18 protein-coding genes are annotated in these 22,113 nt (G+C 52.3%); 12 read left to right on the top strand and 6 right to left on the bottom strand.

The window, feature by feature from the left end; all coding sequences use genetic code 11:
• Positions 1-92 precede the first annotated feature (92 nt).
• Positions 93-2,447: a glycoside hydrolase family 20 protein gene (locus F7231_RS11765; RefSeq protein ID WP_166692036.1), complete on the bottom strand. Its 2,355-nt coding sequence runs from the start codon at positions 2,445-2,447 to the stop codon at positions 93-95.
• Between the two features lie 81 nt (positions 2,448-2,528).
• Positions 2,529-3,962, bottom strand: a complete 1,434-nt coding sequence (locus F7231_RS11760; protein ID WP_310589314.1) for a protoporphyrinogen/coproporphyrinogen oxidase — start codon at positions 3,960-3,962, stop codon at positions 2,529-2,531.
• A 110-nt stretch (positions 3,963-4,072) separates the two neighbouring features.
• Between F7231_RS11760 and F7231_RS11755 the strand changes: the two genes are divergently transcribed.
• The 7 genes from F7231_RS11755 (at position 4,073) to F7231_RS11725 (ending at position 9,998) form a co-directional block, all read left to right on the top strand.
• Positions 4,073-4,663, top strand: a complete 591-nt coding sequence (locus tag F7231_RS11755; protein WP_166692035.1) for an anthranilate synthase component II — start codon at positions 4,073-4,075, stop codon at positions 4,661-4,663.
• A complete protein-coding gene (locus tag F7231_RS11750) occupies positions 4,660-5,439 on the top strand; it encodes an alpha/beta fold hydrolase (RefSeq protein ID WP_085413791.1) in 780 nt (259 codons plus the stop codon). Before F7231_RS11755 ends, F7231_RS11750 begins: the two co-directional genes overlap by 4 nt.
• Before the next feature lie 187 nt (positions 5,440-5,626).
• Positions 5,627-6,295, top strand: a complete 669-nt coding sequence (locus F7231_RS11745) for a CBS domain-containing protein (RefSeq protein WP_085413792.1) — start codon at positions 5,627-5,629, stop codon at positions 6,293-6,295.
• 99 nt (positions 6,296-6,394) lie between these two features.
• Positions 6,395-7,270: an NAD kinase gene (locus F7231_RS11740; protein ID WP_085413793.1), complete on the top strand. Its 876-nt coding sequence runs from the start codon at positions 6,395-6,397 to the stop codon at positions 7,268-7,270.
• Between the two features lie 142 nt (positions 7,271-7,412).
• Entirely contained in the window at positions 7,413-8,429 is a 1,017-nt protein-coding gene (locus tag F7231_RS11735; protein ID WP_085413794.1) for a hypothetical protein, read from the top strand.
• Between the two features lie 3 nt (positions 8,430-8,432).
• Positions 8,433-9,119, top strand: coding sequence for a type IX secretion system protein PorG (gene porG, locus F7231_RS11730; RefSeq protein WP_310589313.1), 687 nt, complete (start codon positions 8,433-8,435; stop codon positions 9,117-9,119).
• 93 nt (positions 9,120-9,212) lie between these two features.
• The gene (locus F7231_RS11725) at positions 9,213-9,998 is read left to right on the top strand and encodes a M23 family metallopeptidase (RefSeq protein WP_208295587.1); all 786 of its coding nucleotides are present in this window, start codon (positions 9,213-9,215) and stop codon (positions 9,996-9,998) included.
• A gap of 89 nt (positions 9,999-10,087) precedes the next feature.
• Here F7231_RS11725 and F7231_RS11720 read toward each other — a convergent pair whose 3' ends face one another.
• The 4 genes from F7231_RS11720 to F7231_RS11705 form a co-directional block, all read right to left on the bottom strand.
• Positions 10,088-10,291: a hypothetical protein gene (locus F7231_RS11720; RefSeq protein WP_085413795.1), complete on the bottom strand. Its 204-nt coding sequence runs from the start codon at positions 10,289-10,291 to the stop codon at positions 10,088-10,090.
• A 119-nt stretch (positions 10,292-10,410) separates the two neighbouring features.
• Positions 10,411-11,874: a CCA tRNA nucleotidyltransferase gene (locus tag F7231_RS11715; RefSeq protein ID WP_166692034.1), complete on the bottom strand. Its 1,464-nt coding sequence runs from the start codon at positions 11,872-11,874 to the stop codon at positions 10,411-10,413.
• 36 nt (positions 11,875-11,910) lie between these two features.
• Positions 11,911-12,435 (bottom strand): L-threonylcarbamoyladenylate synthase, encoded by a 525-nt coding sequence (locus F7231_RS11710; protein ID WP_166692033.1) that lies wholly within the window; start codon positions 12,433-12,435, stop codon positions 11,911-11,913.
• 61 nt (positions 12,436-12,496) lie between these two features.
• Positions 12,497-14,131 (bottom strand): hypothetical protein, encoded by a 1,635-nt coding sequence (locus F7231_RS11705; protein ID WP_166692032.1) that lies wholly within the window; start codon positions 14,129-14,131, stop codon positions 12,497-12,499.
• A gap of 158 nt (positions 14,132-14,289) precedes the next feature.
• On the opposite strand from F7231_RS11705, the gene argS reads away from it, so the two are divergent.
• The 5 genes from argS to F7231_RS11680 all read left to right on the top strand — a co-directional run bounded on the left by argS (position 14,290) and on the right by F7231_RS11680 (position 22,029).
• Positions 14,290-16,092: an arginine--tRNA ligase gene (gene argS / locus F7231_RS11700; protein ID WP_166692031.1), complete on the top strand. Its 1,803-nt coding sequence runs from the start codon at positions 14,290-14,292 to the stop codon at positions 16,090-16,092.
• A gap of 29 nt (positions 16,093-16,121) precedes the next feature.
• Entirely contained in the window at positions 16,122-16,742 is a 621-nt protein-coding gene (locus tag F7231_RS11695; protein WP_166692030.1) for a glutathione peroxidase, read from the top strand.
• A 106-nt stretch (positions 16,743-16,848) separates the two neighbouring features.
• Entirely contained in the window at positions 16,849-17,742 is an 894-nt protein-coding gene (locus F7231_RS11690) for a 1,4-dihydroxy-2-naphthoate polyprenyltransferase (RefSeq protein WP_085413801.1), read from the top strand.
• Positions 17,743-17,772: 30 nt separating this feature from the next.
• The gene (locus F7231_RS11685; RefSeq protein ID WP_085413802.1) at positions 17,773-18,888 is read left to right on the top strand and encodes an efflux RND transporter periplasmic adaptor subunit; all 1,116 of its coding nucleotides are present in this window, start codon (positions 17,773-17,775) and stop codon (positions 18,886-18,888) included.
• Between the two features lie 18 nt (positions 18,889-18,906).
• Positions 18,907-22,029 (top strand): efflux RND transporter permease subunit, encoded by a 3,123-nt coding sequence (locus tag F7231_RS11680; RefSeq protein WP_166692029.1) that lies wholly within the window; start codon positions 18,907-18,909, stop codon positions 22,027-22,029.
• The last annotated feature ends 84 nt before the right edge of the window (positions 22,030-22,113 follow it).

The raw sequence follows: 22,113 nt of genomic DNA, 5'->3' as shown, positions 1-22,113 counted from the left end.
TTTCACAGGTCTAACACGGAGTTACGCAAAGAAATTGAATAGCTATTTGCAACTCCATGTGCGCTCGGTGTCACTCTATGTTTTGCCTCTTCTTACTCGACGATGATTTCATCGACGGCCAGTGAAGCGGGCTTGCCGGAGCGCTCGTTTTCACTACTCTCGGGTACAGTGCCGAAGTTCTTGACCGTCACCCGAACGTACCTGGCGCGGGCTGTCTTAAAATCGGCTACCACCGGAACAATACGCCATGGCCCTTCGAGCGGCTCGTTGATTGGCTGGGCGATAGCCTCTTTGAACGAATCGCCTTCTTTCGAGAGCGCCACCTCAACCGATTTGGGCGGCATGATGCCGAACATTACTTTTTTCAGGAAGGAGGCAGTCACTTTAGTAACTGGCTTCACTTCGCCCAGATCAATGGTCAAAGTGATGTCGTTGCCGCTATACACCTGCACCCAGGGTCGGTCGTCGCGTGGGCTGGCGGCTACCTGGCCGTCGGTGAGGCGTTTGCGCTCCTGGTCGGCGGCTTCTGCTTTCGGAGTGGCGTAAGTGTATGGTTTGCCTTTTGCCCGATGGATATAAAAAGTTTCGGCGTAGGGCTTATCATTTGCCGGCACTGTTACGGCCTTGATCGTGGTCGTTTTTGTCAGCGTGATCGGGGCGATGTATTCGGTAGCCGCTGGCGAAGCGTCGCGGCTATTGGTGGTGAAGTAAATCTTGCCGTCCGAATCCAGCTTGCTCAAACGTACCTGCAACTGTCGGTCTGCCGAGCCATCCTCGCCGGTAAACTGCGTTTCAGCGCGCACATCGAGTAAGCGTTTGGCGTAATTAATTCCGAGCTTGTCGAAGCGTTTTACATGTGTTTTCAGGCGGGCGGCAAAATCTTCGAAGTTACGGGGACCAGCGGGCAGCCAGCCAATTTCGGCCAGAGCAGAGGCACGGGGGAACGCCATATACTCCACCTCGGCGGGGTTATGAATGTACTCAGTCCAGATGTTTCCCTGCACACCCAGAATGTACTTCTGCTCGTCAGCCGTCAGTTCAGATGGCGTTGGCTCATAGCTATACACTTTCTCGATAGGCAGGTAGCCGCCAATGGCAATCGGCTCTGTGGCCGGATCAGCCTGGTACTTGTCCAGATAGCAGAACGTACCCGGCGTCATCACCACCGTATGCTTCTGTTTGGCTGCCTCTATGCCGCCGGCAATGCCCCGCCAGCTCATGACGGTGGCGTTGGGTGCCAGGCCACCTTCCAGAATCTCGTCCCAGCCAATGATAGCACGGCCTTTGCTGTTCACAAATTTCTCGACCCGACGGATTACATAACTCTGCAGTTCATCTTCATTCTTCAGCTTCAGTTTCTTGATCAGGTCCTGACAAAAAGCGCTTTGTTTCCAGGCATCTTTGGGGCACTCGTCACCGCCAATATGAATGTATTTGCCGGGGAAAAGCGCCATTACTTCCGTCAACACGTCCTGAATGAACGTGAATGTCTTTTCGCTCGGGCAGTACACATCCCGGATGATACCCCAGCGGGTGCCAACGGCGTAGCCTTTAGCCGGGTCGCAGCCCAGTTCCGGGTAAGCAGCCAGGGCCGCCAACCCATGACCGGGCATTTCAATCTCAGGGATGATGGTTACGTGCCGGGCGGCGGCGTAGCGCACAATATCTTTAATCTGCTCCTGCGTGTAGAACCCACCATGCGGTTCGCCGTCGTACTGCTGCGGGTAGTTTTCGGCATAATGGCCTACCAGCGTTTGCTTGCGGGTAGCTCCCACCTGCGTTAGTTTAGGGTATTTTTTAATCTCGATCCGCCAGCCCTGATCGTCGGTCAGGTGCCAATGGAAAGTATTCATCTTGTGCATGGCCAGCAGGTCGATGAATTTCTTGACGAAGGGGGCGGGCATAAAATGGCGGCTTACGTCGAGCATCAGGCCCCGGTACGAATAGCGCGGCCGGTCGAGCAGATCGCAGGCGGGCATCGACCAGTTAGCTGTGGTAGCGCGCGTGTTGCCGTACACGTCGGCGGGTAACAACTGCATGAGCGTCTGTACGCCGTAGAAATAGCCTTTTGGCGTTTCGGCCCCCAACCGAACCCCCTCCGGAGTGACGCGCAGGGTGTATCCTTCGGGCCCGCAGCGACCCGCCGTATGCTTTTCGAAGATGATGTGTTTGCCTTTGGCCAGCGCCGGGGTAGATGGGGTCACCGTAATGGGGAGACCGCTGGTCAATTTCAATTGGCTGGCCAATAACTGAGCAGCGGCCAACTGAGCCGGGTCTTTGGCGACGGTCAGGATCCGGGTTGAAGGCGAGAGCTCGAAACGACCTGACAGACCCGTAAACCGGGCAGGAAACGGAATGAGGTTGTACTCGTTGTCGGCGGTTTGGGCCGCTGCATGCAGGCTGACAAAAAAGAGGGAGGTAAGCAGGGCAACGAAAATACGAGGCATGGAAGAGCGTGAAGGATGTAAAAAAGACAAGCAAGGTAATCGACTGATCGTATAACGAAGGCAACGGTTGATTCTGACGTACTAGGGCTTATTTACCAGTATTTCGGCCACCTGCCGACCGGTTTGCATGGCGGCGTTCAACGAGGGGTAGGCGGTTTGGTCGCCACACTGGAATAGCCCTTCGGCTAGCTGAAGCGGACTGTGGCCGGCACTGGGGCCATAGGTGGGTAAGGCTTCGGGAAGGTGATCAGTCCGTAAATGCCGCCAACCCTGCACCGATTCGCCAAACCAAGCCGTTAGCTCCGTCTTGATGCGGGTGGTGAGTGCAGCAATATCGACTTGCATAAGCCCCTGGGTACTCACTGAAATGAGGGTCTGACCCGCGGGAGCATAGGCCGGCGCCACGTCGCTCATGATGGCCATATTGTGGACTGACGACGATCGTTTCGTGTTCAGCAACAGCAGTTTATCGGCCTTCATGCTATCGGGACGGTCAGCGGTCGGCGCGGCAAAGTACGTACAGGTGGTATGGTTGAACTCAGTGGCCCCAGGAGCCTTTTTGCCGAGCAACTGCGCCGCCGAGCGGGCATCAACAGCCATCACAACCGCCTCTGCCTGAATTGATTCGCCCGAGGCCAGCTGTACCGTTTTACCAGTAATGCGGTCAACCGGCGTGTTCAGGCGCAGGGCACCTGCCGGTAGCCGGTTGGCCAACTGCTTTGGGATTTCGCCGATACCGAGCGCCGGTACGGCGGCGTCGCCCAGAAAGAAGTTTTTAAAGCAGAATTCAAAGAAATTGCTCGAGGTGGTCAGGTCGTCCTCCAGGAATACGCCGCCAAAAAACGGCCGGAAGAACCGCTCGATCATCTGTTCTGAAAAGCCCATGTTGCGCAGGTACGTTGCCGTGGTAGTGGCAGGCTGGTCGAACAATTGTTGTGTCGACATGCCCTGTACGTGCCGGATGAGGTCGGCAATTCGCAGCTTGTCGGCCAACGTACCCACAGGTGATACCAGCGTTTGAAACACACTGAACGGCTCGCTGAATGGGTTAAGCAGTTTCATCCATTTGTCGGTCGCCAACTCCTCATGATGTATAGCTGCACCTGAGCGAAATAATTGGAGATCCAGGGCCGTGTAATTCAACAGGCGCTGTGCTTCGGGGTAAGCCGTCAATAGTATCTGAAAGCCCCGATCGAGCCGAAACCCGTTGACTACATCGGTGCGGACCCGTCCGCCTACCTGGTCCTGGTTATCGAGTAGCAGTATGTCACGACCCTGCAGATGGAGGTAATTCGCACAAGTCAGGCCGGCCATACCGGCGCCGATAATCACAATTGGCATAAAAAACGTATGGGGAGTGGGAAGCCTTTGGCAAAGAAAGGTGTTCTTCCACTTAGATGCACGGTCAAACTGCGGGTGCTGCCGAATTACTAGTACCTTAAGTGTCCAGCGAAACGACCTGATAGCCAGTACGCGCTCGATAAACGGATATGGTTTTTTGAGGATAAATTGCATTTAAGCGAGTTAACTATAAAATAACATGTTGACTATTAAGAACTTAAATATTATAGTTTGACAATTATTCTTAGATATGCCTATTTTGTCCCTGGTTCTTCATCACGCCAATGCGGTTATTACTGCTCGATAATTTCGATTCATTCACGTATACCCTTGTCGATTACCTACATCAGGCAGGGGCCGAGTGCATTGTCCGCCGAAACAACGTGCCGCTTGCTACGTTGACTAAAGAAAGGTACGACGCAGTAGTGCTGTCACCCGGTCCGGGCATGCCTACCCAGGCTGGCTGTTTGATGGAGGTGGTTCAGTATTACCACAACCGCTTGCCGATGCTGGGGGTCTGTTTAGGGCAACAGGCTATTGGGCATTTTTTCGGGGCTACCTTAGCCCGCAGTCCAAAGCCTATGCACGGTAAGGTGTCGGCCATCCGCGTAGATCAGGCAGATCCGTTGTTTCGGGGTATGCCAGCTACTTTTCGGGTGACGCGTTATCACTCGCTGGCATTGACCAACTTGCCACCAGAACTAGTCTCGCTGGCAGTGAGTATGTCGGAAAATAATGAAGAAGTGATGGCAATCCGTCATCAAAAATGGCCAGTCTGGGGGGTGCAGTTTCATCCGGAGGCCGTATTGACTGAATTTGGATTATCTCTTTTGCGCAACTTTATTCATACAACAAAACCAGTTTCAACCCTATGACTATTACCGTACATCAGGAAGGCGAATTTCGCTATATTGACGAAGGACAGGGCGATTGCCTGCTCCTGTTGCATGGGCTTTTTGGGGCGCTTAGTAACTGGGACGACGTGATCAACACGTTTTCGCCTACCTATCGGGTCGTCATTCCGGTATTACCTATTTACGACATGCCTATGCGCGAGGCTAGTCTGGATGGGTTGGTCTCCTTTGTGGAACGCTTTGTGGCTTACCGTAAGCTGTCAGATCTGACTTTACTTGGTAACTCGCTGGGCGGGCATGTAGGACTTCTCTATACATTTAAGCACCCCGACCAGGTAAAACGACTGGTCCTAACCGGGAGCTCCGGCCTGTTCGAGAACGGCATGGGGGGGTCGTTCCCTAAGCGGGGCAGCTATGATTTTGTTGCCGAACGGGTAGCATACACCTTTTATGACCCGACCGTAGCGACCAAAGAACTGATCGACGAAGTGTTTGATGTGACGAGCAGCATTCCCAAGTGCCTTAACATTGTTCAGATTGCCAAATCGGCCCAACGGACCAACATCGCCAAAGAACTGTACAAGATTCAGGTGCCCACATTGCTGGTTTGGGGGTTGAACGACACAATAACGCCGCCGCATGTTGCCCATGAATTTGATCGATTAATCGCCGATACAGAACTTCATTTCATTGATAAGTGCTGCCACGCGCCCATGATGGAGCATCCGGCTCGATTCAATGCATTGCTGAGCCAGTGGCTGGAAAAACATCCGATCCAATCAGTGGTATCCGCCTGATGAGCGACGCAAAAGCTGCGTGACCCTATCCGATGAAGCTGCTCTAAAGTTGGCTGGCATCATTGTTGGGTTTGCCTGACCGGCCATGCATAAAGTAGTGTTTATTATACGTTATGTATGCAAACTAAAATTTCCGAACTATCGGAATTTCTTCTTAGTTTTCACTCGACACTTATTCCCCCCAAGTATGCTAGCTGCTGAACTCATCGATCCAATGATTCCCGCTCTTAAACCGAGTGATTCCGTTGCTGAAGCCATCGATTGGATGCAGGAACATCACCTGGTACAATTAGCCGTGGTGGATAGCAGCCAATACCTTGGCGTGGTTAGTGAAGACCTGTTGCTGAACTTACCCGACGACGACCGGCCAATTAGCGACGTGATGCGCCTGTCAGAGACCGTGTTCGCCACAGAAAACCAGCACTTGCTGGAGTTGATTGCCCTCACTACCGAGCACCGGCTCGATGTACTGGCCATTGTGAATGCGGGCAACGAGTTTATGGGCAGCGTAGGTACCACCGATCTGTTACGTCAGTTCTCGCGTGAACTCGGTATTCAGGAGTCAGGCGCTATTCTGGTGATCGCCCTCGACGAACACGACTATTCAATGGCCGAAATCAGTCGACTTGTTGAGACAAACAATGTAAAGATTATCAGCAGCTATTACAGCAGCCCAACCTACGGGCTCACAGACCGGGCCAGACTGACACTTAAATTGAACCGCCGCGACATCACATCGGTGGTCTCTACCCTCGAACGGTTCGGCTATACCATCGACGCTGCTTTTGCCAGTGCGCCCATCGATAACCTCGATCAGGAACGCCTCAACGCGCTGATGCGCTTTTTGAATACATAGACTATAACGGTTTGCCGTTTGCTACTTGCCGTTTGAAGTTGCTTCGTTGATCTGGCAGCGTAACATCAAACCATAACTAGTAAACGGCAAACGGATTTCATGAAAATCGCCATTCACGGACGTACCTTCCAGGAAGCTGCCCGCCCTTTTGTTCAGTCAATGTTTGATACACTGGCGGCGCGCGGTGCGGAAGTTCAATTATCAGAAACATACCGTCAGTTCCTGGATACGGCTGGTGTTACCCATAACAGTCAGCTTACTTACCAGACAACGCAGGACATCTTCGACGCTGATTTTGCGTTTAGCCTGGGTGGTGACGGTACACTGCTCGATGTCGTTTCACAAGTCGGGCCGCGCCAAATCCCTATTGTTGGCATCAATATCGGGCGGCTCGGGTTTCTGGCGACCGTGTCACCGGGGGGGATTCAGTTTATGCTCCATGCCTTGATCCATAAGAAATTCAGCATTGACGAACGGTCACTGGTTAGCGTACAGGCTGATACCGATATTTTTGAGGGGATCCCGTTTGGGCTTAATGACTTCACCATCACGCGTACCCAAAGCTCATCGATGATCACCGTACACACGTACCTGGACGGTGAGTTTCTGAATTCGTACTGGGCAGATGGAATTATCATTTCTACCCCTAGCGGATCAACTGGTTACTCGCTTAGTTGCGGTGGGCCTGTGCTGCTGCCGCAAACCAACAACTTTATTATCACCCCCATTAGCCCGCACAATCTGAATGTTCGTCCTATGGTCATCATGGATTCGTGCAAGCTTTCATTCGAAGTAGAAAGCCGAAGTGGCAATTTTCTGGTAGCACTCGATTCCCGTTCTAAGACCGTCGACGCTGCCACGAAACTACACGTTCAGCGTGCCGAGTTTTCGGCCCGGCTGGTAAAACTGAGCGATGATAATTTCCTGAACACACTCCGAAGCAAATTGAATTGGGGGTTCGATGTGCGTAACTAACCTACTGGAGAAAAACAGTGTGTGGCCCAATATTTTATTCGGAAGGCCGTTCTGAATGAAGAACAGCGGTACAAAGGCTTGTGCCCTTGTATTGGTTGGTAATTCAGTGACAGGCTAACCAGTTTATTTCGTAATCAACTACATGACTTATAGACCCATTTTTACGCTGGGGATTCTGTCGGCACTGCTGGTAGGCGGAAGCAGACACGAGGGGTACGCGCAGCGTCGATCGAATCCCCAATTTTTACCGTATTCGTCGGTCGGTTTTGGTGTAGGTACGTCTACGTACTTTGGTGATCTGGCGGGCTATGGCCGTCCGTTTAAATCGCTGACTACATTGCCGCGCTGGAATGCCGGACTAATGTTTTCGCGCCAGTTTACACCGCGCATTGGCGCACGGGCCTCATTTACCTGGGCCCGTATAACAGGCGACGATTACACCTACGCCAAGAGTGATCCGGTTCTGTATTCGCCGCAGTACATACGGAACCTGCACTTTCGGAACGATTTGAAAGAATTTGCGCTCATTGGTACGTATGATTTCATTCCTGGTGGCCGCACACCCCGCGATCGCCCAAAGGTGACGCCCTACGCATTACTTGGTGTCGCCTTGGTAGCCCACAACCCGAAAGCACTAACGGGACGCGCCGCAGAAGGACAACGTGACAGCACCCAGCAGTGGGTAGCGTTGCAACCCCTTGGTACCGAAGGTCAGGGACAGCCGGGTTATGCCAAACCCTATTCGCTGGTTACCATATCAATTCCGGTTGGTTTGGGCGTTCGTTACAAGCTGAGTGAGTACCTGAGTTTAGCAGCTGAAGTCCGGCTGACACCGACGTTCTCTGATTATCTGGATGACGTTGGGGGGCCTTACCCAAACCCTGCCGACCTGGCGACGCCTTTGGCTCGTGATTTCTCGAACCGTGGTTTCGTAGATAACGGGGGCGGTAATGTCACGTTCAAAGAGACAATTGCCGCTCGTACCGGCGATAATCGGCAGGCTGGTCTTAATCAGATCACCTCATCAGGGACCAGCTTCGATTTGCTAACGCAACGTGGTGGCCAGAGCCGAATACCGTTGAGAGACTCGTATTTGCTTACCAGCTTCCAGATACACTATATTATCCCTGCCAAAATAAAGTGTCCCCCGATTCGCTAACCTGTGAACACTACTCCGAACGGTACTTTAGCCCGACTGCTTATAGTCGGGCTTTTTCTAAGCCCACTACTTGGCATAGGGCAAAAAGTTGAAATTGGTGCCGCCGCTGGTGGAATGCTCTATACCGGCGATGTAGCTCCTACGCTCAACCCTAAGTTCGTTCGTCCAGGCGGCGGGCTATTTTTCAGGTACAATGTTTCGCGGGCTTTTGCTGCCCGGGCGCAGGTGTCCCTTGGCCGTATCATAGGCACAGACAGTATTACAACCGACGCCTATCAGATTGCGCGCGGTGCTGCGTTTAGAAATACGATACGGGAAGTAGCTCTACTGGGTGAATATAAATTTCGTAATTACACGCCGCTCCGGAATGTAAAGAACTGGACACCTTACGTATTTGGGGGGCTCGCGGTGTTCTCGCATGGGTTACGCCAGCCCGGCGATAAACCTGTTGAGATTGCATTTCCATTAGGCGTGGGTGTCAAGTACGAGATAGCCCGTCCGTGGAGTATTGGACTGGAATACACGACCCGGTTCACGACAACCGATAACCTGGATGGCCTCGGCATTCCACCTGCCGGCGCCACTAAACTCAACCAGAGTGATCCGGATCGCAAAGACCATTACACAATGGTCTTTCTGACGGTCAGCTACACGTTTTACCGCATCTTCTGCCCACCGGGTAGTAATTGATACACTACAACTGGGCTGAGGCCAGCTCTCTATTCGTTATTTTTGGCAAAAAGTTTCTCTGTTTTGCTGCTAATACTCACCCCCGCTTACATCTTGAGGCGTTCTGTTGCTGTACTGATTGCCCTATTAATAGGTGGGCTTAACATTGCCTCGTCGCAGGTGTTGTTAACAACTGGTACAGATACTACTCCCTACAGTTATTGTCAGCAATTCAATACGCTTTACACCCAGATTAGGGAGAAAACTATTCAGCCCGATACAGCAAGGGCCACTTTCGGCCGCATAATGACAGGGTTGCACGACCGCTACCGACTGAATAATGACTTCCCGACAGACACGGTTTCTGAAGCAGGTCGGGCCAGAACTGCCTTGTGGTTTCCGCTGAAGGGTTATTCAACCAGCGCAATTGGCGGATCGCATGGTGAAGGATACCGGAGCAAAGGATTTGACCTCTTCGACTATACTGTACGGGGGAGCCACCCAGCCCAGGATATTTTTATCCGGGACAGGAATCAGGATGCCGTTGATGACCAAAGCGGTAAGCCCGTCGACGTATTATCCATGTCAGAAGGGTTAGTGCTCGCTATAGAAACAGGTTGGAAACCGGTTCAGGAGTATCGGGGTGGCAACTGGATCTGGATATATGATCCTGTTCGGAATGGCCTGTTTTACTACGCCCACAATAACGTGGTGGCCGTAGAAATGGGAGAATGGGTCCAGGCAGGTCAAAAAATAGCCGAGGTGGGCCGAAGCGGCTATAATGCCTATCAAACCCGGTCACCGACGCACTTACACCTGATGTACCTGCAGCTTCTGCCCAACGGATTGCCACAGCCGCAAAATACGTACGCCTGGCTGCTTGGGGCAAAGAAAGAGTAGCCTCCGAAGGTGCCTGGCTATACCAAAAACGGCTCTGTTTACCATTCGAAAGACTGGTAAACAGAGCCGTTTTACGTTACTGCCGTTACCTAGGAGTTATTGATCAGATTGATGCCAGCGCCGAAGAAAATCAGACCAACAAAAAAAGGGGCTGCGGCTTCACCCCGGCTTACCTCAAGGCCCAACGTGGGCTTTCCATCAGACAGAAATGCCACGCAGGCAAACAGAATGACGGCGGAACCAAGAATGGTCAGGCCCGCACCGAACGAGCGACGAAAGTTATTTTTATCCATATCAGCAGTAAAAATACGTATGTGTGGTCAGTTGGCAATTACAAAGAGAACTGGAAATAGGCTGTAAAGATCAGGTACGGGTTGATTATGTAATTCAGCGGCCTTATATGGTACCCTTATCACTGAGCCGTTACCGCCGTCAGTCCCCGCTTTTGTCCTTCGGCCAGCATAAACGGGAAGGCTGCTTCATAGGTATTCGGAATGACCCCCTCCAGAATTGCTTCGCGTACGGCAATTTTGATCTCGCCCACCTCTTTTGATGGCTTCAATCCAAAGGTTTCCATGATGAGTTCACCCGTGATGATCGGCTGAAAATTACGGAGCTGATCACGGGCTTCCAGGTCGTGCAGCTTTTGCTCTACCTGATCGAACCGGCTCAGGTGCCGCTGTACCTTGTCGTGGTTCTTGGATGTGATATCGGCCCGGCAGAGCGTCAGGAGTAACTCAAGGTCGGGTCCCGCTTCAAAAAGCAGCCGTCGAAGTGCCGAGTCCGTGATGCTTTCTTTCACCAATGGAATGGGCCGCATGTGCAGGCGTACCAGTTTCTGAACCTGTTTCATATGCTCGTTGAGGGGCAGTTTTAGCCGCCGAAACAGGGCTGGTACCAGCCGTGCACCTACCTCTTCATGGCCATGAAATGTCCAGCCAACCCGCTTGTCGAAGCGTTTGGTATGCGTTTTGGCAATGTCGTGCAAAATCGCCGACCACCGTAGCCACAGGTCATTGCTCATGCGGGCTACATTATCAAGCACCTGCAGCGTGTGGAAGAAGTTGTCTTTATGGCCTTTCCCGTCAACCGTTTCTACGCCTTTCAGGGCCACTAGCTCCGGCAAAATCAGGTCGAGTAACCCGGCGTGGTAAAGCAGCTTGAAGCCATATGAGGGGGTAGGGGCCAGGATAATCTTGTTCATCTCATCGATAACCCGTTCCATCGACACAATGCCCAGCCGGTCTTTCATCCGGATGATGCCATCGAATGTATCCGGGTCAATGTCGAAGTTAAGCTGCGTAGCAAACCGGATGGCCCGCATCATGCGCAGTGGATCGTCGGAGAAGGTCAGGTCGGGGGCCAGCGGGGTACGTATTAACCGCCGTTTCAAATCGGTCAGTCCGTCAAACGGGTCAATAAGATCACCGTATGCTACTCCGGAAGTGCCTGGGTTGCCTGTATCGGTATGGTTCAGGCTAATACTCATTGCGTTGATTGTGAGGTCGCGGCGGTTCTGATCGTCAGCCAGCGTTCCGTCTTCTACAATCGGCTTCCGCGAATCGGCCCGGTACGATTCTTTCCGGGCTCCCACAAACTCAACCTCAACGTACCCATCCACCGGGTCGTCGATCCGCAGCATGGCCGTACCAAAGTTCTGAAAAACGGCTACGTGTACACCCGCTGCCTTGCCCACTGCTTCGGCCAGCGCAATGCCGCTGCCCAGGCAAACAATGTCGACATCCTTTGAGGGGCGTTTAAGAATCAGGTCACGAACGTACCCACCCACCACATAAGCCGGAATGTCCAGCGTCTGGGCTGACTCGGCTATGCGGGCAAAAACAGGCTTGGTATGCAGGAAATCAGCGAAATTCATTCGATAACACGAGGCAGCAGAAACTGCCAACGCTACTTATTTGCGTAAGAATTCAATTTCTCCGCCCATGCCCAGCCGAAGAATGCGGGGTTTGCGGAAGTTGCGTGACGGTTCACCCAGGGTAAAACTAACCGCTTTTTTAGCTGCTTCCGGTAGCGCAAAACTCTCAAAAGGCAGCGTGATCAGGCCTTTCCCAAAGCCGCCCAGCAAGAACTGCACATCTTCGTTCAACGATTTGCGAATGGCAATTTCTGCCTCGCCAATGCCGCCTGCCACGTTTTTGCCTTTCTGAAACAGCACCGTCAGCGGAATATCGGTAAACTCGACCAGGTCAAAGGCAACGTCGGGCATTTTGTGCACATACATCACCACCTGATCGGTATTGCGGGCCAAAACGGTTAGCTCATACGGATTCTTTGTCGCCGCTTTCAGCGCAATGAGCTGTTGCACAGCCGCTTCATTTTGTGGGTCGGCGGCAACGCACCAGCCTGATTCGTCGGCAATACCGAGGAGCTGGCCTTGCCTGAGGGCATATACTAGTTCGCGATTATTGGGTATCATAAGCTACATGAACCCACAATTTCGGGGCTGGGTTCCGAACTAAGATAACTCACCTGCCGAGTCAGCGGTCAGTTCGGGCCGATTTTATATCCCCCTTTTTAGGTTTGGTGGTGGCAGGCGTTGGTGGCGAAAAGGCGTTGTAAATCAGTTTGTTCAGGTAAAATAGTTCCCGCGCCTGACTGGTGTAACCGCGTTCGGCAACGAGTTTCTGATAGCCAGTTGCCAGGAAATAAGGACCGTACCAAGCTATCAGGCCTTCCTCGGCCGCCGACTGTACTTTCTCTTTGTCGGTCGGGGCAGGCAGCTTGAATGGTTCGCTCGAGGCCAGCACCGAGTCGCGCTCGATCACGGTGGTATACACGTCACTATCCTGAACATACGCCATGGCCAGCCGACTGCCCTGCGCCGATACCTCTACTTTCTGGGTGGGGTCAACATCGGTCAGATCGCTGATCGGTAAGCAGTTGTCCCATAGTAAATTGCCCTGCTGGTCGAACTCGCAGACAAACGCATGGGTATACCGGTAGCCATCTGAGTACGATGTCGTGCTACCCATGGGCACCGTTACTGGTGATCGCGACGGGGTAGGCGTAGCGGGCTGAGCCCGCCACGACCGAGACGAGTAGGAAGAAATCGATCCTCTGAATTGGGGATAGTAGACTTCTGCCACTAGCCTGAGTCCATTGGGTGTTGGCGTCAGATCGTGCACCAGCAGCCGATACCTGAATTTATATTCTTTGCCCAGCCGTTTTTGTTCAGCCAGCCGCTCCTGCATTTTCTTCTGCCGTTTAGGCTTCAGGTAGTTGAAGAAATTCTTGAGCGACGAAAAGTCAACGTACCTGATCGCATCGCCCTTATCGGTCGTAACGGTCAATTTTCCCGTTTCGTTATGCTGAATCCGGGTGATGAACAGTCCTTGCGAATAGGGGGTGCAATCCGTAGAGTAATTGCCAACCAGCAGGGATTCATCGGCGCTGATGGGCAGAATCTTACCCGAAACCAGGCTGTATTGCGTGCCGCTATATTCGATTACCCGAAGCGGGCGGCCATCGGGCGAGTAGGAGCGGAGCGTGAATTCACAATCTTTCTTCAGCGTATGCGTCACCACGTGTACTTCCTGCCTGTATTCGTCGACTTCCATACTGCCCAGCTCTACGTTGTTGATGTACAGCCCCTGAAACACCCGGATGCTGCTATCGAACAGCGAATAGGCCATCACAACCGGTCTGGAGCGGTAATACCCGGCTAGGTAGGCCACATTGCCCATCGTCTTGAAATCGGTAATGGTCAGGCTCGACGGGAGTTTGCCGGAATAGGTATCCAGCGTGCCATCGTACAGGCTCAGGCGAACCAGACTAAAGTTGTCTGTATCCGGTTGGGTAAATAGATGAAATACGTACCTGGCGTTTTCGAAGCTGTGCGATGGTGAAAAGTTTTCGGGCACCGTATACTCCACTTTCCAGCGCGTGGCAAGCGTGGTGTCTAACCGGGTGAAGGTGTAGCTATGTGGCGTACGGCGTGCGTAGTCGTCGTGTTTGTAATAAGTGAGCAATACGCCTTGTTCGCCGAGTGCCAATACCTGATAATCTTCGTCGACCGTTTCGGAAACGGGATAATCAACCCGCTTGACCGGTGTCAGTTGGGCCAGCATGGGTGCCGTGGTCAGAAAAAGGCAAAAAAGCAGAAACTGTCGCATAGTTAACAGGGTACCGCTACCATAATTGAGCAGCCCGATACTCCGAAAGCTACATCTTCTGGCCGAATTGCCCAAATGCGTAGCCCTTTCGTACTTTTGCGTTAACAATACTACCGCATCGGCGGATCGTTCCGGCCCAACACAGGGGCCCTACAGCAATGGATTTACAGGCAGACTTAAAAGCGGCTATTCAACAAGCCATTCAATCGCTCTACAACACTTCAGCAGGCGACATTACGCTTCAGTTAACCAAGAAGGAATTTGAAGGCACCTATACATTCGTATTTTTCCCGTTAGTCAAAACATTGCGAAAGTCGCCCGTTGAAATCGGGCAGGCGTTGGGTACGTGGCTACAGGAAAATTCGCCGGTGGTAAGCGGGTTCAACGTCGTACAGGGGTTTTTGAACATCAGCCTGTCGGATGCGGCCTATGTTAAGGTGCTGAACGCCATTGTAGCGGAACCGGATTTCGGCGTCAGCCCCGCCAATGGGCAGTCGGTCATGGTCGAGTTTTCGTCACCAAACACCAACAAGCCGCTCCACCTGGGCCACCTGCGCAATAACTTTCTAGGTGACTCTATTAGCCGTATCCTGACGGCAAACGGGTTTGCCGTAACAAAGGCCTGTCTGGTTAACGATCGGGGCATACATATCTGCAAGTCCATGCTGGCTTATCAGAAGTTCGGTCAGCAGCCCGACGGTTCGTTCGACACGCCCGAATCGGCCAACATGAAAGGCGACCACCTGATTGGCAAGTACTATGTACTCTTCGATAAGGCATACAAAGCCGAGGTGCAGGCACTGGTAGCAGACGGTATGGCGCAGGAAGTAGCCGAGAAAAAAGCCCCGCTGATGCAGGAAGCGCAGGAAATGCTGCGCAAGTGGGAGCAGGGCGACGCCGAAACAGTGGCCCTTTGGCAGCAAATGAATAGTTGGGTGTATGCCGGTTTTGCCGATACCTACAACAAAATTGGGGTTAGCTTCGATAAGACGTACTACGAATCGAATACGTACCTGCTCGGCAAAGACGTAGTTGAGGAGGGCCTTGCGTCGGGGGTGTTCTACCAGAAAGAAGATAAGTCGATCTGGATCGACCTGACCGAAGAGGGCCTCGATCATAAACTCGTGTTGCGGGGTGATGGCACCTCCGTTTATATCACGCAAGATTTGGGAACGACCGATCTGAAATTCAGTGATTTCCATGCCAACCGGTCTATATGGGTGGTAGGGAATGAACAGGACTACCACTTTAAGGTGCTGTTTGCCATCATGAAGCGGTTAGGCCGGCCCTACGCCGACGGCTGTTACCATCTGAGCTACGGCATGGTTGATCTGCCAACGGGTAAGATGAAATCGCGCGAAGGCACTGTTGTTGATGCCGACGATCTGGTGAGTGAAGTAACGAACGTGGCGGCAGCAGCGGCCGATCAAGCAGCTAAGGGTAAACTCGATGAATTTACAGCGGCCGAAAAGCAGGACCTGTTCCGGATGATTGGCCTTGGCGCGCTTAAATATTACCTGCTGAAAGTAGACCCGCAACGTCGGATGCTCTTTAATCCGGAGGAGTCGGTCGACGTGCATGGGCATACCGGCCCATTTGTGCAGTACACCCACGCCCGTATCCGGTCGGTGCTGCGAAAGGCGCGGGAGGCTGGTCTGGTAACCGACGGACTTGCCAACGAAACCGTTGCCCTCCACGAAACGGAGCAGGAAGTAATTATCCTGTTGAGCCAATATCCGCAGCGTGTGCGGGAGGCGGGCGACAACTTTGCCCCGTCCCTGTTGGCTCAGTATGTGTACGATCTGGCCAAAGCGTATAACCGGTTATTTGCCGATCTATCTATACTATCTGAGCCTGATCCGGTTAAAACGGAACTCCGCCTAACTCTATCGACGCAGGTGGTTGAAACCATCCGGAAGGGCATGGGTTTATTAGGTATCGACGTACCTGAGAAAATGTAGATTAATCTGTTCATTCATTTCTACTTACAATGAAGAAGCCAGTACAAGTTGCCCTCGTGGCAGTAAGCGTCATCACCCTACTAGTTACCATGTCATTTTCGCGATTAGTTAAACACGTTTTTAGCGACAAAACGGCGGCCCACTCGGCGCCTGAAACGCTGACAACCGCCCCGGCCAAGTCACTCTACGACTTTACCATGAATAGCCTTGACGGCAAGTCGGTAAATCTGAGCCAGTACAAAGGCAAGAAGGTTATTATTCTGAATACGGCGTCGGAGTGCGGCTATACACCACAGTATGCCGATTGGGAGGCGTTTTACAAACAGCATAAAGACAAAGTAGTAGTACTGGGCTTTCCGGCCAACAACTTCGGTGGTCAGGAACCCGGCACCAGTACGCAAATCGCGTCGTTCTGCCAGAAGAACTATGGCGTAACCTTCCCGCTGTTCGAGAAAATCGACGTCGTGGGCGAGAAGCAGGCGCCACTTTACAAATGGCTGACCACCAAAAGCCTCAATGGCTGGAATGATCAGGCACCTGGCTGGAACTTCTGCAAGTATGTAGTTGACGAAAACGGGAAGCTAACTCACTTCTTTGCTTCAGGTGTCAAGCCCGGTGATGCAGCGTTCAAAAAGGCGGTAGGCATTTAAAGCGTGAACGAGTAAAAGCGTGAATGAGTGATTACTGCGGCCGGTTGTTTGGCTGGACCAGCGAATCACTCGTTCACGCTTTTGCGCGTTCAGTCATTCACTGTTTATGAAAGCCTGGATTGCGGCAGCTCGGCCGCGCACATTACCACTGGCATTGGCCAGTATTATTCTCGGAAGTTTCCTGGCTGCGTCGGTAGGACGATTTAGCTGGCTAACATTCACCCTGGCTGCCCTCACAACCATATTCCTGCAGATCCTGTCCAATTTTGCCAATGACTATGGTGACGCCGTATCGGGCAAGGACACACCCGACCGCGTTGGCCCACGCCGGGCGGTTGCCACTGGTGATCTGACCAAAGAAGCCATGTTCAAAGCCATTCTGGTAACGGCACTATTGTCGCTTGTATCAGGTGTTTGGCTGTTAATTGAGGCTACCCGCGAATCTGGTGCCTGGTTATTTTGGGTATTCCTGATCCTTGGTTTGCTTTGCATAGCAGCGGCAGTAGCATACACGAACGGTAAGCGTCCGTATGGCTATGCTGGCTATGGCGATATTGCGGTGTTGGTTTTCTTTGGCTGGGTTGGTGTGTTGGGTACGTATTTCCTACATACTCAATCGTTGGGTACGTGGTTGCTGTTGCCTGCCAGCGCCGTGGGCTTCTTCGCTACGGGCGTGCTAAACATCAATAATGTACGCGACATTGAAACCGATGCCAAAACCGGTAAGCACTCCATTCCGGTCCGGTTGGGTCGAAAAAGAGCCGTACGCTACCATTGGTTGTTACTTATCAGCGGAATGGCCTGTGCGCTCGTATATTCATTGCTCACTGCCAGTGATTGGAGTGCCTATTTGTACGTGTTGTCGTTCCCTTTATTTGTGCTCAACGGCCGAGCCGTTGAAAACCACACAAATCCTGCGGAATTAAATCCCAGATTAGGTCAGCTGGCATTGTCTACGTTGGTATTTGTGCTGTTGTTTGGCTTGGGAGTTGTGCTATAAAATTGATTACATCTAACCTGAATACAAATTTTGAAACGCTGGATTGCTATTGTTCTCGTCGTACTGGTCCTGGGTGGCCTTATTTTTTACAATAAAGTCCTTCATCCGGCACCCGGTGCGGGCGGTGGTGGCGGTAGCGGCGGCGGTGCTCCTGCTGCCGGTGGCGGCGGCGGAAAAGCAGGCGGCGGTGCTGCTGGTGGCGGCGGACCCACGTCTGTAGTCGGGTACATTGTAAAAACATCAGTGATTGCTAATTCCGTGGTGGCTACCGGTTCGCTGGTGGCAAATGAGCAGGTTGAGATTTTTCCGGAAATCAGCGGCCGAATCGTAGCTATGAATATCCGCGAAGGGCAACCTGTGGCAAAGGGAGCGTTGCTAATTAAACTGTATGACGTTGATTTGCAGGCACAACTTCAGAAGTTTCGGGTACTGGAAGAAAACGCCCGCCGCACCGAAGAACGGAACAAACAACTGCTGGAGCGTGGCGGTATCAGTCAGCAGGAGTACGATATCATCGTGACTAACCTGAAGGGTGCCCTTGCCGATATCGAGTTGACGCGGGCGTCGCTGCGCCGGACTGAGATCAGAGCACCGTTTGCCGGCACGATCGGCATTCGGAACGTTAGCCCGGGTGCCGTAGTTACCCCGCAAACGCTGATTGCAACGCTTCAGCAACTTAATCCACTTAAACTCGACTTCACAGTACCTGAACGTTACAGCTCATCGGTGAAAAATGGGGAACGGGTAAATTTTACACTCGACGGTGTGCAGCAGCGCTTTTCGGGACAGATATATGCTATTGAACCCAATGTTGATGTAGCTACGCGCAGCCTGCGTATTCGGGCACGGGTGCCAAATACAAGCAGTGACCTGCGCCCCGGTGCATTCGCTAAGATTAACCTCGTTTTCCGGGAAGATCAGGCACTGACAATTCCTTCACAGGCGTTACTACCTCAGACACGTGGCAAGCAGGTTGTTGTAGTTCGCAACGGGAAGGCAACCTTCGTTGAGGTGGAGACAGGTATTCGCGAAAAAAGCAATATTCAGATCACCAAAGGACTTAGCGTGGGCGATACGGTAGTGACAACAGGTCTGCTTTTCGTTAAGAAGGATGGGCCTGTTAAAGTGACAAAAATCAGCAGCTAAACCTGTAAACTCAACAGAATGAGTCTTTCCTCTCTTTCATTAAAACGGCCGGTCTTTGCAATGGTAATGTCCATTGTCATTGTGCTGTTTGGCGTAATCGGGTACACCTTCCTGGGTGTACGTGAGTACCCGGCCATTGACCCGCCCGTTATTTCGGTCCGTACCAGTTATACCGGTGCCAACCCCGAAATTATCGAGTCGCAGATTACCGAGCCTATCGAGAAGACCCTCAATAGTATCGAAGGTATCCGTACGATCTCGTCAAACTCGGCACTAGGTGTTAGTAACATTACGGTTGAATTCAACCTCGATACTGACCTCGAACGAGCCGCCAACGATGTACGCGACAAGGTATCGCAGGCGCAACGGCAGCTTCCGCAGGATATCGATGCGCCGCCGGTTGTAACCAAGGCCGACGCCAACTCGGATCCGATTATTTTCATGCCGGTTCAGAGTACTACGCGGAACCCCATGCAACTGTCAGACTACGCAGAGAACGTGTTGCAGGAGCGGCTCCAGACGATTCCCGGCGTATCGCAGGTGAGCATTTACGGGCTTAAGCGCTACGCCATGCGGATGTGGCTTGACCCGGCGAAACTGGCTGCTTATCGCCTGACCGTGCAGGATATTCAGGCCGCCCTGGTGGCTCAGAACGTAGAGCTGCCCGGTGGTAAAATCTATGGAAACAATACCGAACTGACCGTGAAATCGGTGGGTCGACTAACGACCGAAGCCGATTTCAACAATCTGATTATACGGCAGACGGGCAACCAGATCTTGCGGCTCCGTGATATTGGATATGCCACCCTTGGCCCGGAAAATGAAGAGACCTCATCCAAGCAGAACGGTGTTCAAGGCGTTATTCTGGTGCTGATTCCGCAGCCGGGGGCCAACTATGTGAGCATCGCCGATGAATTCTATAAGCGGTTTGACGAAATCAAGAAGGAACTACCTAAAGACCTGATCGTCAGCGTAGGCATCGACCGAAGTACGTTTATCCGGAAGGCGATCGAGGAAGTAGAAGAAACGCTGCTGATCTCCTTTGTGCTGGTTGTACTGGTTATTTACTTCTTCTTCCGCGACTGGCTCATCGCATTCCGGCCATTGATCGATATCCCGGTCTCGCTGATTGGTGCCTTCTTTATTATGTATGTTGCCGACTTCAGTATCAACATCCTAACACTGTTAGGAATCGTGCTGGCAACGGGTCTTGTGGTCGATGACGGTATTGTTGTGACCGAAAACATTTATAAGAAAGTAGAACGGGGCATGGACCCGAAACGCGCCGCCGAAGAAGGATCAGAAGAGATATTCTTCGCCGTTATCGCTACGTCGATTACCCTGGCCATTGTGTTCCTGCCCATTATCTTCCTACAGGGATTCGTGGGGCGTCTGTTCCGTGAATTTGGTATTGTGGTTGCCGGAGCCGTATTGATCTCGGCCTTTGTGTCGCTTTCACTTACGCCGGTACTCAGCGTGAAAATGACCTCGAAGAACCCGGACAAGCGGTCGTGGTTCTACGAGAAAACAGAACCATTCTTTGTCTGGCTCGACACGACGTATCGGTCCTCACTGGGCAACTTCCTGCAGAAACGCCGTTGGGCCTGGTTTATGATGGCAGCCTGTCTGGCCCTCGTATTTGGTCTTGGCGCTACGTTGAAATCAGAGTTGGCACCGCTCGAAGACCGGGGTCGGATTCGTATTCCTATCACGTCACCAGAAGGAACCAGTTATGAGGCAATGAGTGCCATCACCGACCGCGTTACAAAGCTGGTACTCGATTCTGTCCCTGAAACGCAGCTGACATTCAGCGTAGTGGCGCCTGGCTTCTCGGGTGCCGGGGCGGTTAACTCCGGTTTCGTGTTCATCAATATGGTGGATCCGCAAGACCGGAAACGTACCCAACAGCAAGTGGTAGACAACCTCACTAAAAACTTTAAAAACTTCACCGATGCCCGAATGTTCCCTACTCAGGAACAAACGATCTCAACCGGTGGGCGTTCTGGTTCGTCATTGCCCGTACAGTTTGTGTTACAGAATCTAAGTTTCGATAAACTGCGTGATAAGCTGCCTCAGTTCCTGGAGGAAGTTCGTAAAGATCCTACCTTCCAGAACTCCGACGTTGACCTCAAATTCAATAAGCCTGAACTGAACATCAGTGTCGATCGGGAAAAAGCAACTGATCTTGGCGTGTCTGTACTCGACGTATCGAATACCCTTCAGCTAGCCTTAAGTAATCGTCGTCTGGCCTACTTCCTGATGAATGGAAAACAGTACCAGGTGATTGGCCAGGTAGACCGGGAGAACCGGGATGAACCCACGGATCTGCGCACATTCTACGTGCGTAACAACCGGGAGGAACTGATACCGCTCGATAACGTAGTGAAGTTTCAGGAAGTTAGTAGTCCGCCCAGCGTGTACCATTATAACCGCTTCAAGTCGGCTACAATATCGGCGGGTCTGGCGCCTGGCAAAACCATTGGCGACGGTGTCGCATCAATGAATGCCATTGCCGCCCGGGTGCTCGATAACACATTCCAAACATCACTGTCTGGCTCATCGCGTGACTTCTCTGAGAGTTCGTCTAACACGCTGTTTGCCTTCGCGTTGGCCCTGATTCTGGTTTATCTGATTCTGGCCGCTCAGTTTGACTCGTTCGTCGACCCGTTCATTATCATGTTAACAGTGCCACTGGCTCTGGCTGGTGCGGTGTTCTCGCTCTGGCTGTTTAACCAGACGCTGAACATTTTTAGCCAGATTGGGATCATTGTACTCGTGGGACTGGTAACTAAAAACGGCATTTTGATTGTTGAGTTTGCCAATGAACAGATGGCCGAGGGCAAAGAAAAAGTGGCGGCGGCTCTTGAAGCGGCAGCTATGCGTCTTCGTCCCATCCTGATGACAACGCTCGTTGCGGCGTTCGGTGCCTTACCACTTGCGCTGGCACTAGGATCGGCGTCGAAAAGCCGGGTACCACTGGGGGTTGTGATCGTGGGCGGTCTGATGTTCTCACTCGTGCTTACTCTTTTTGTGATTCCGGCTATGTACATCTTCATGTCGCGGCGCAAACCAGGCCAACATCTGGATGAGTCGCCAGATCAGAAGAAACTGGAGGAGCAGTCAGCCGAGGCGATGGCTTAGCTACAATTAATTGGGCATATAATTAGCTATATTCCAATAAAGCAGAACAGGTATACGATGGCGCTATGATCGCCATCGTATACC

Origin of the sequence: Fibrivirga algicola (assembly GCF_011742925.1) — a bacterium.
Classification (GTDB): domain Bacteria; phylum Bacteroidota; class Bacteroidia; order Cytophagales; family Spirosomataceae; genus Fibrella; species Fibrella algicola.
This window is presented reverse-complemented; position numbering and strand designations above follow the sequence as displayed.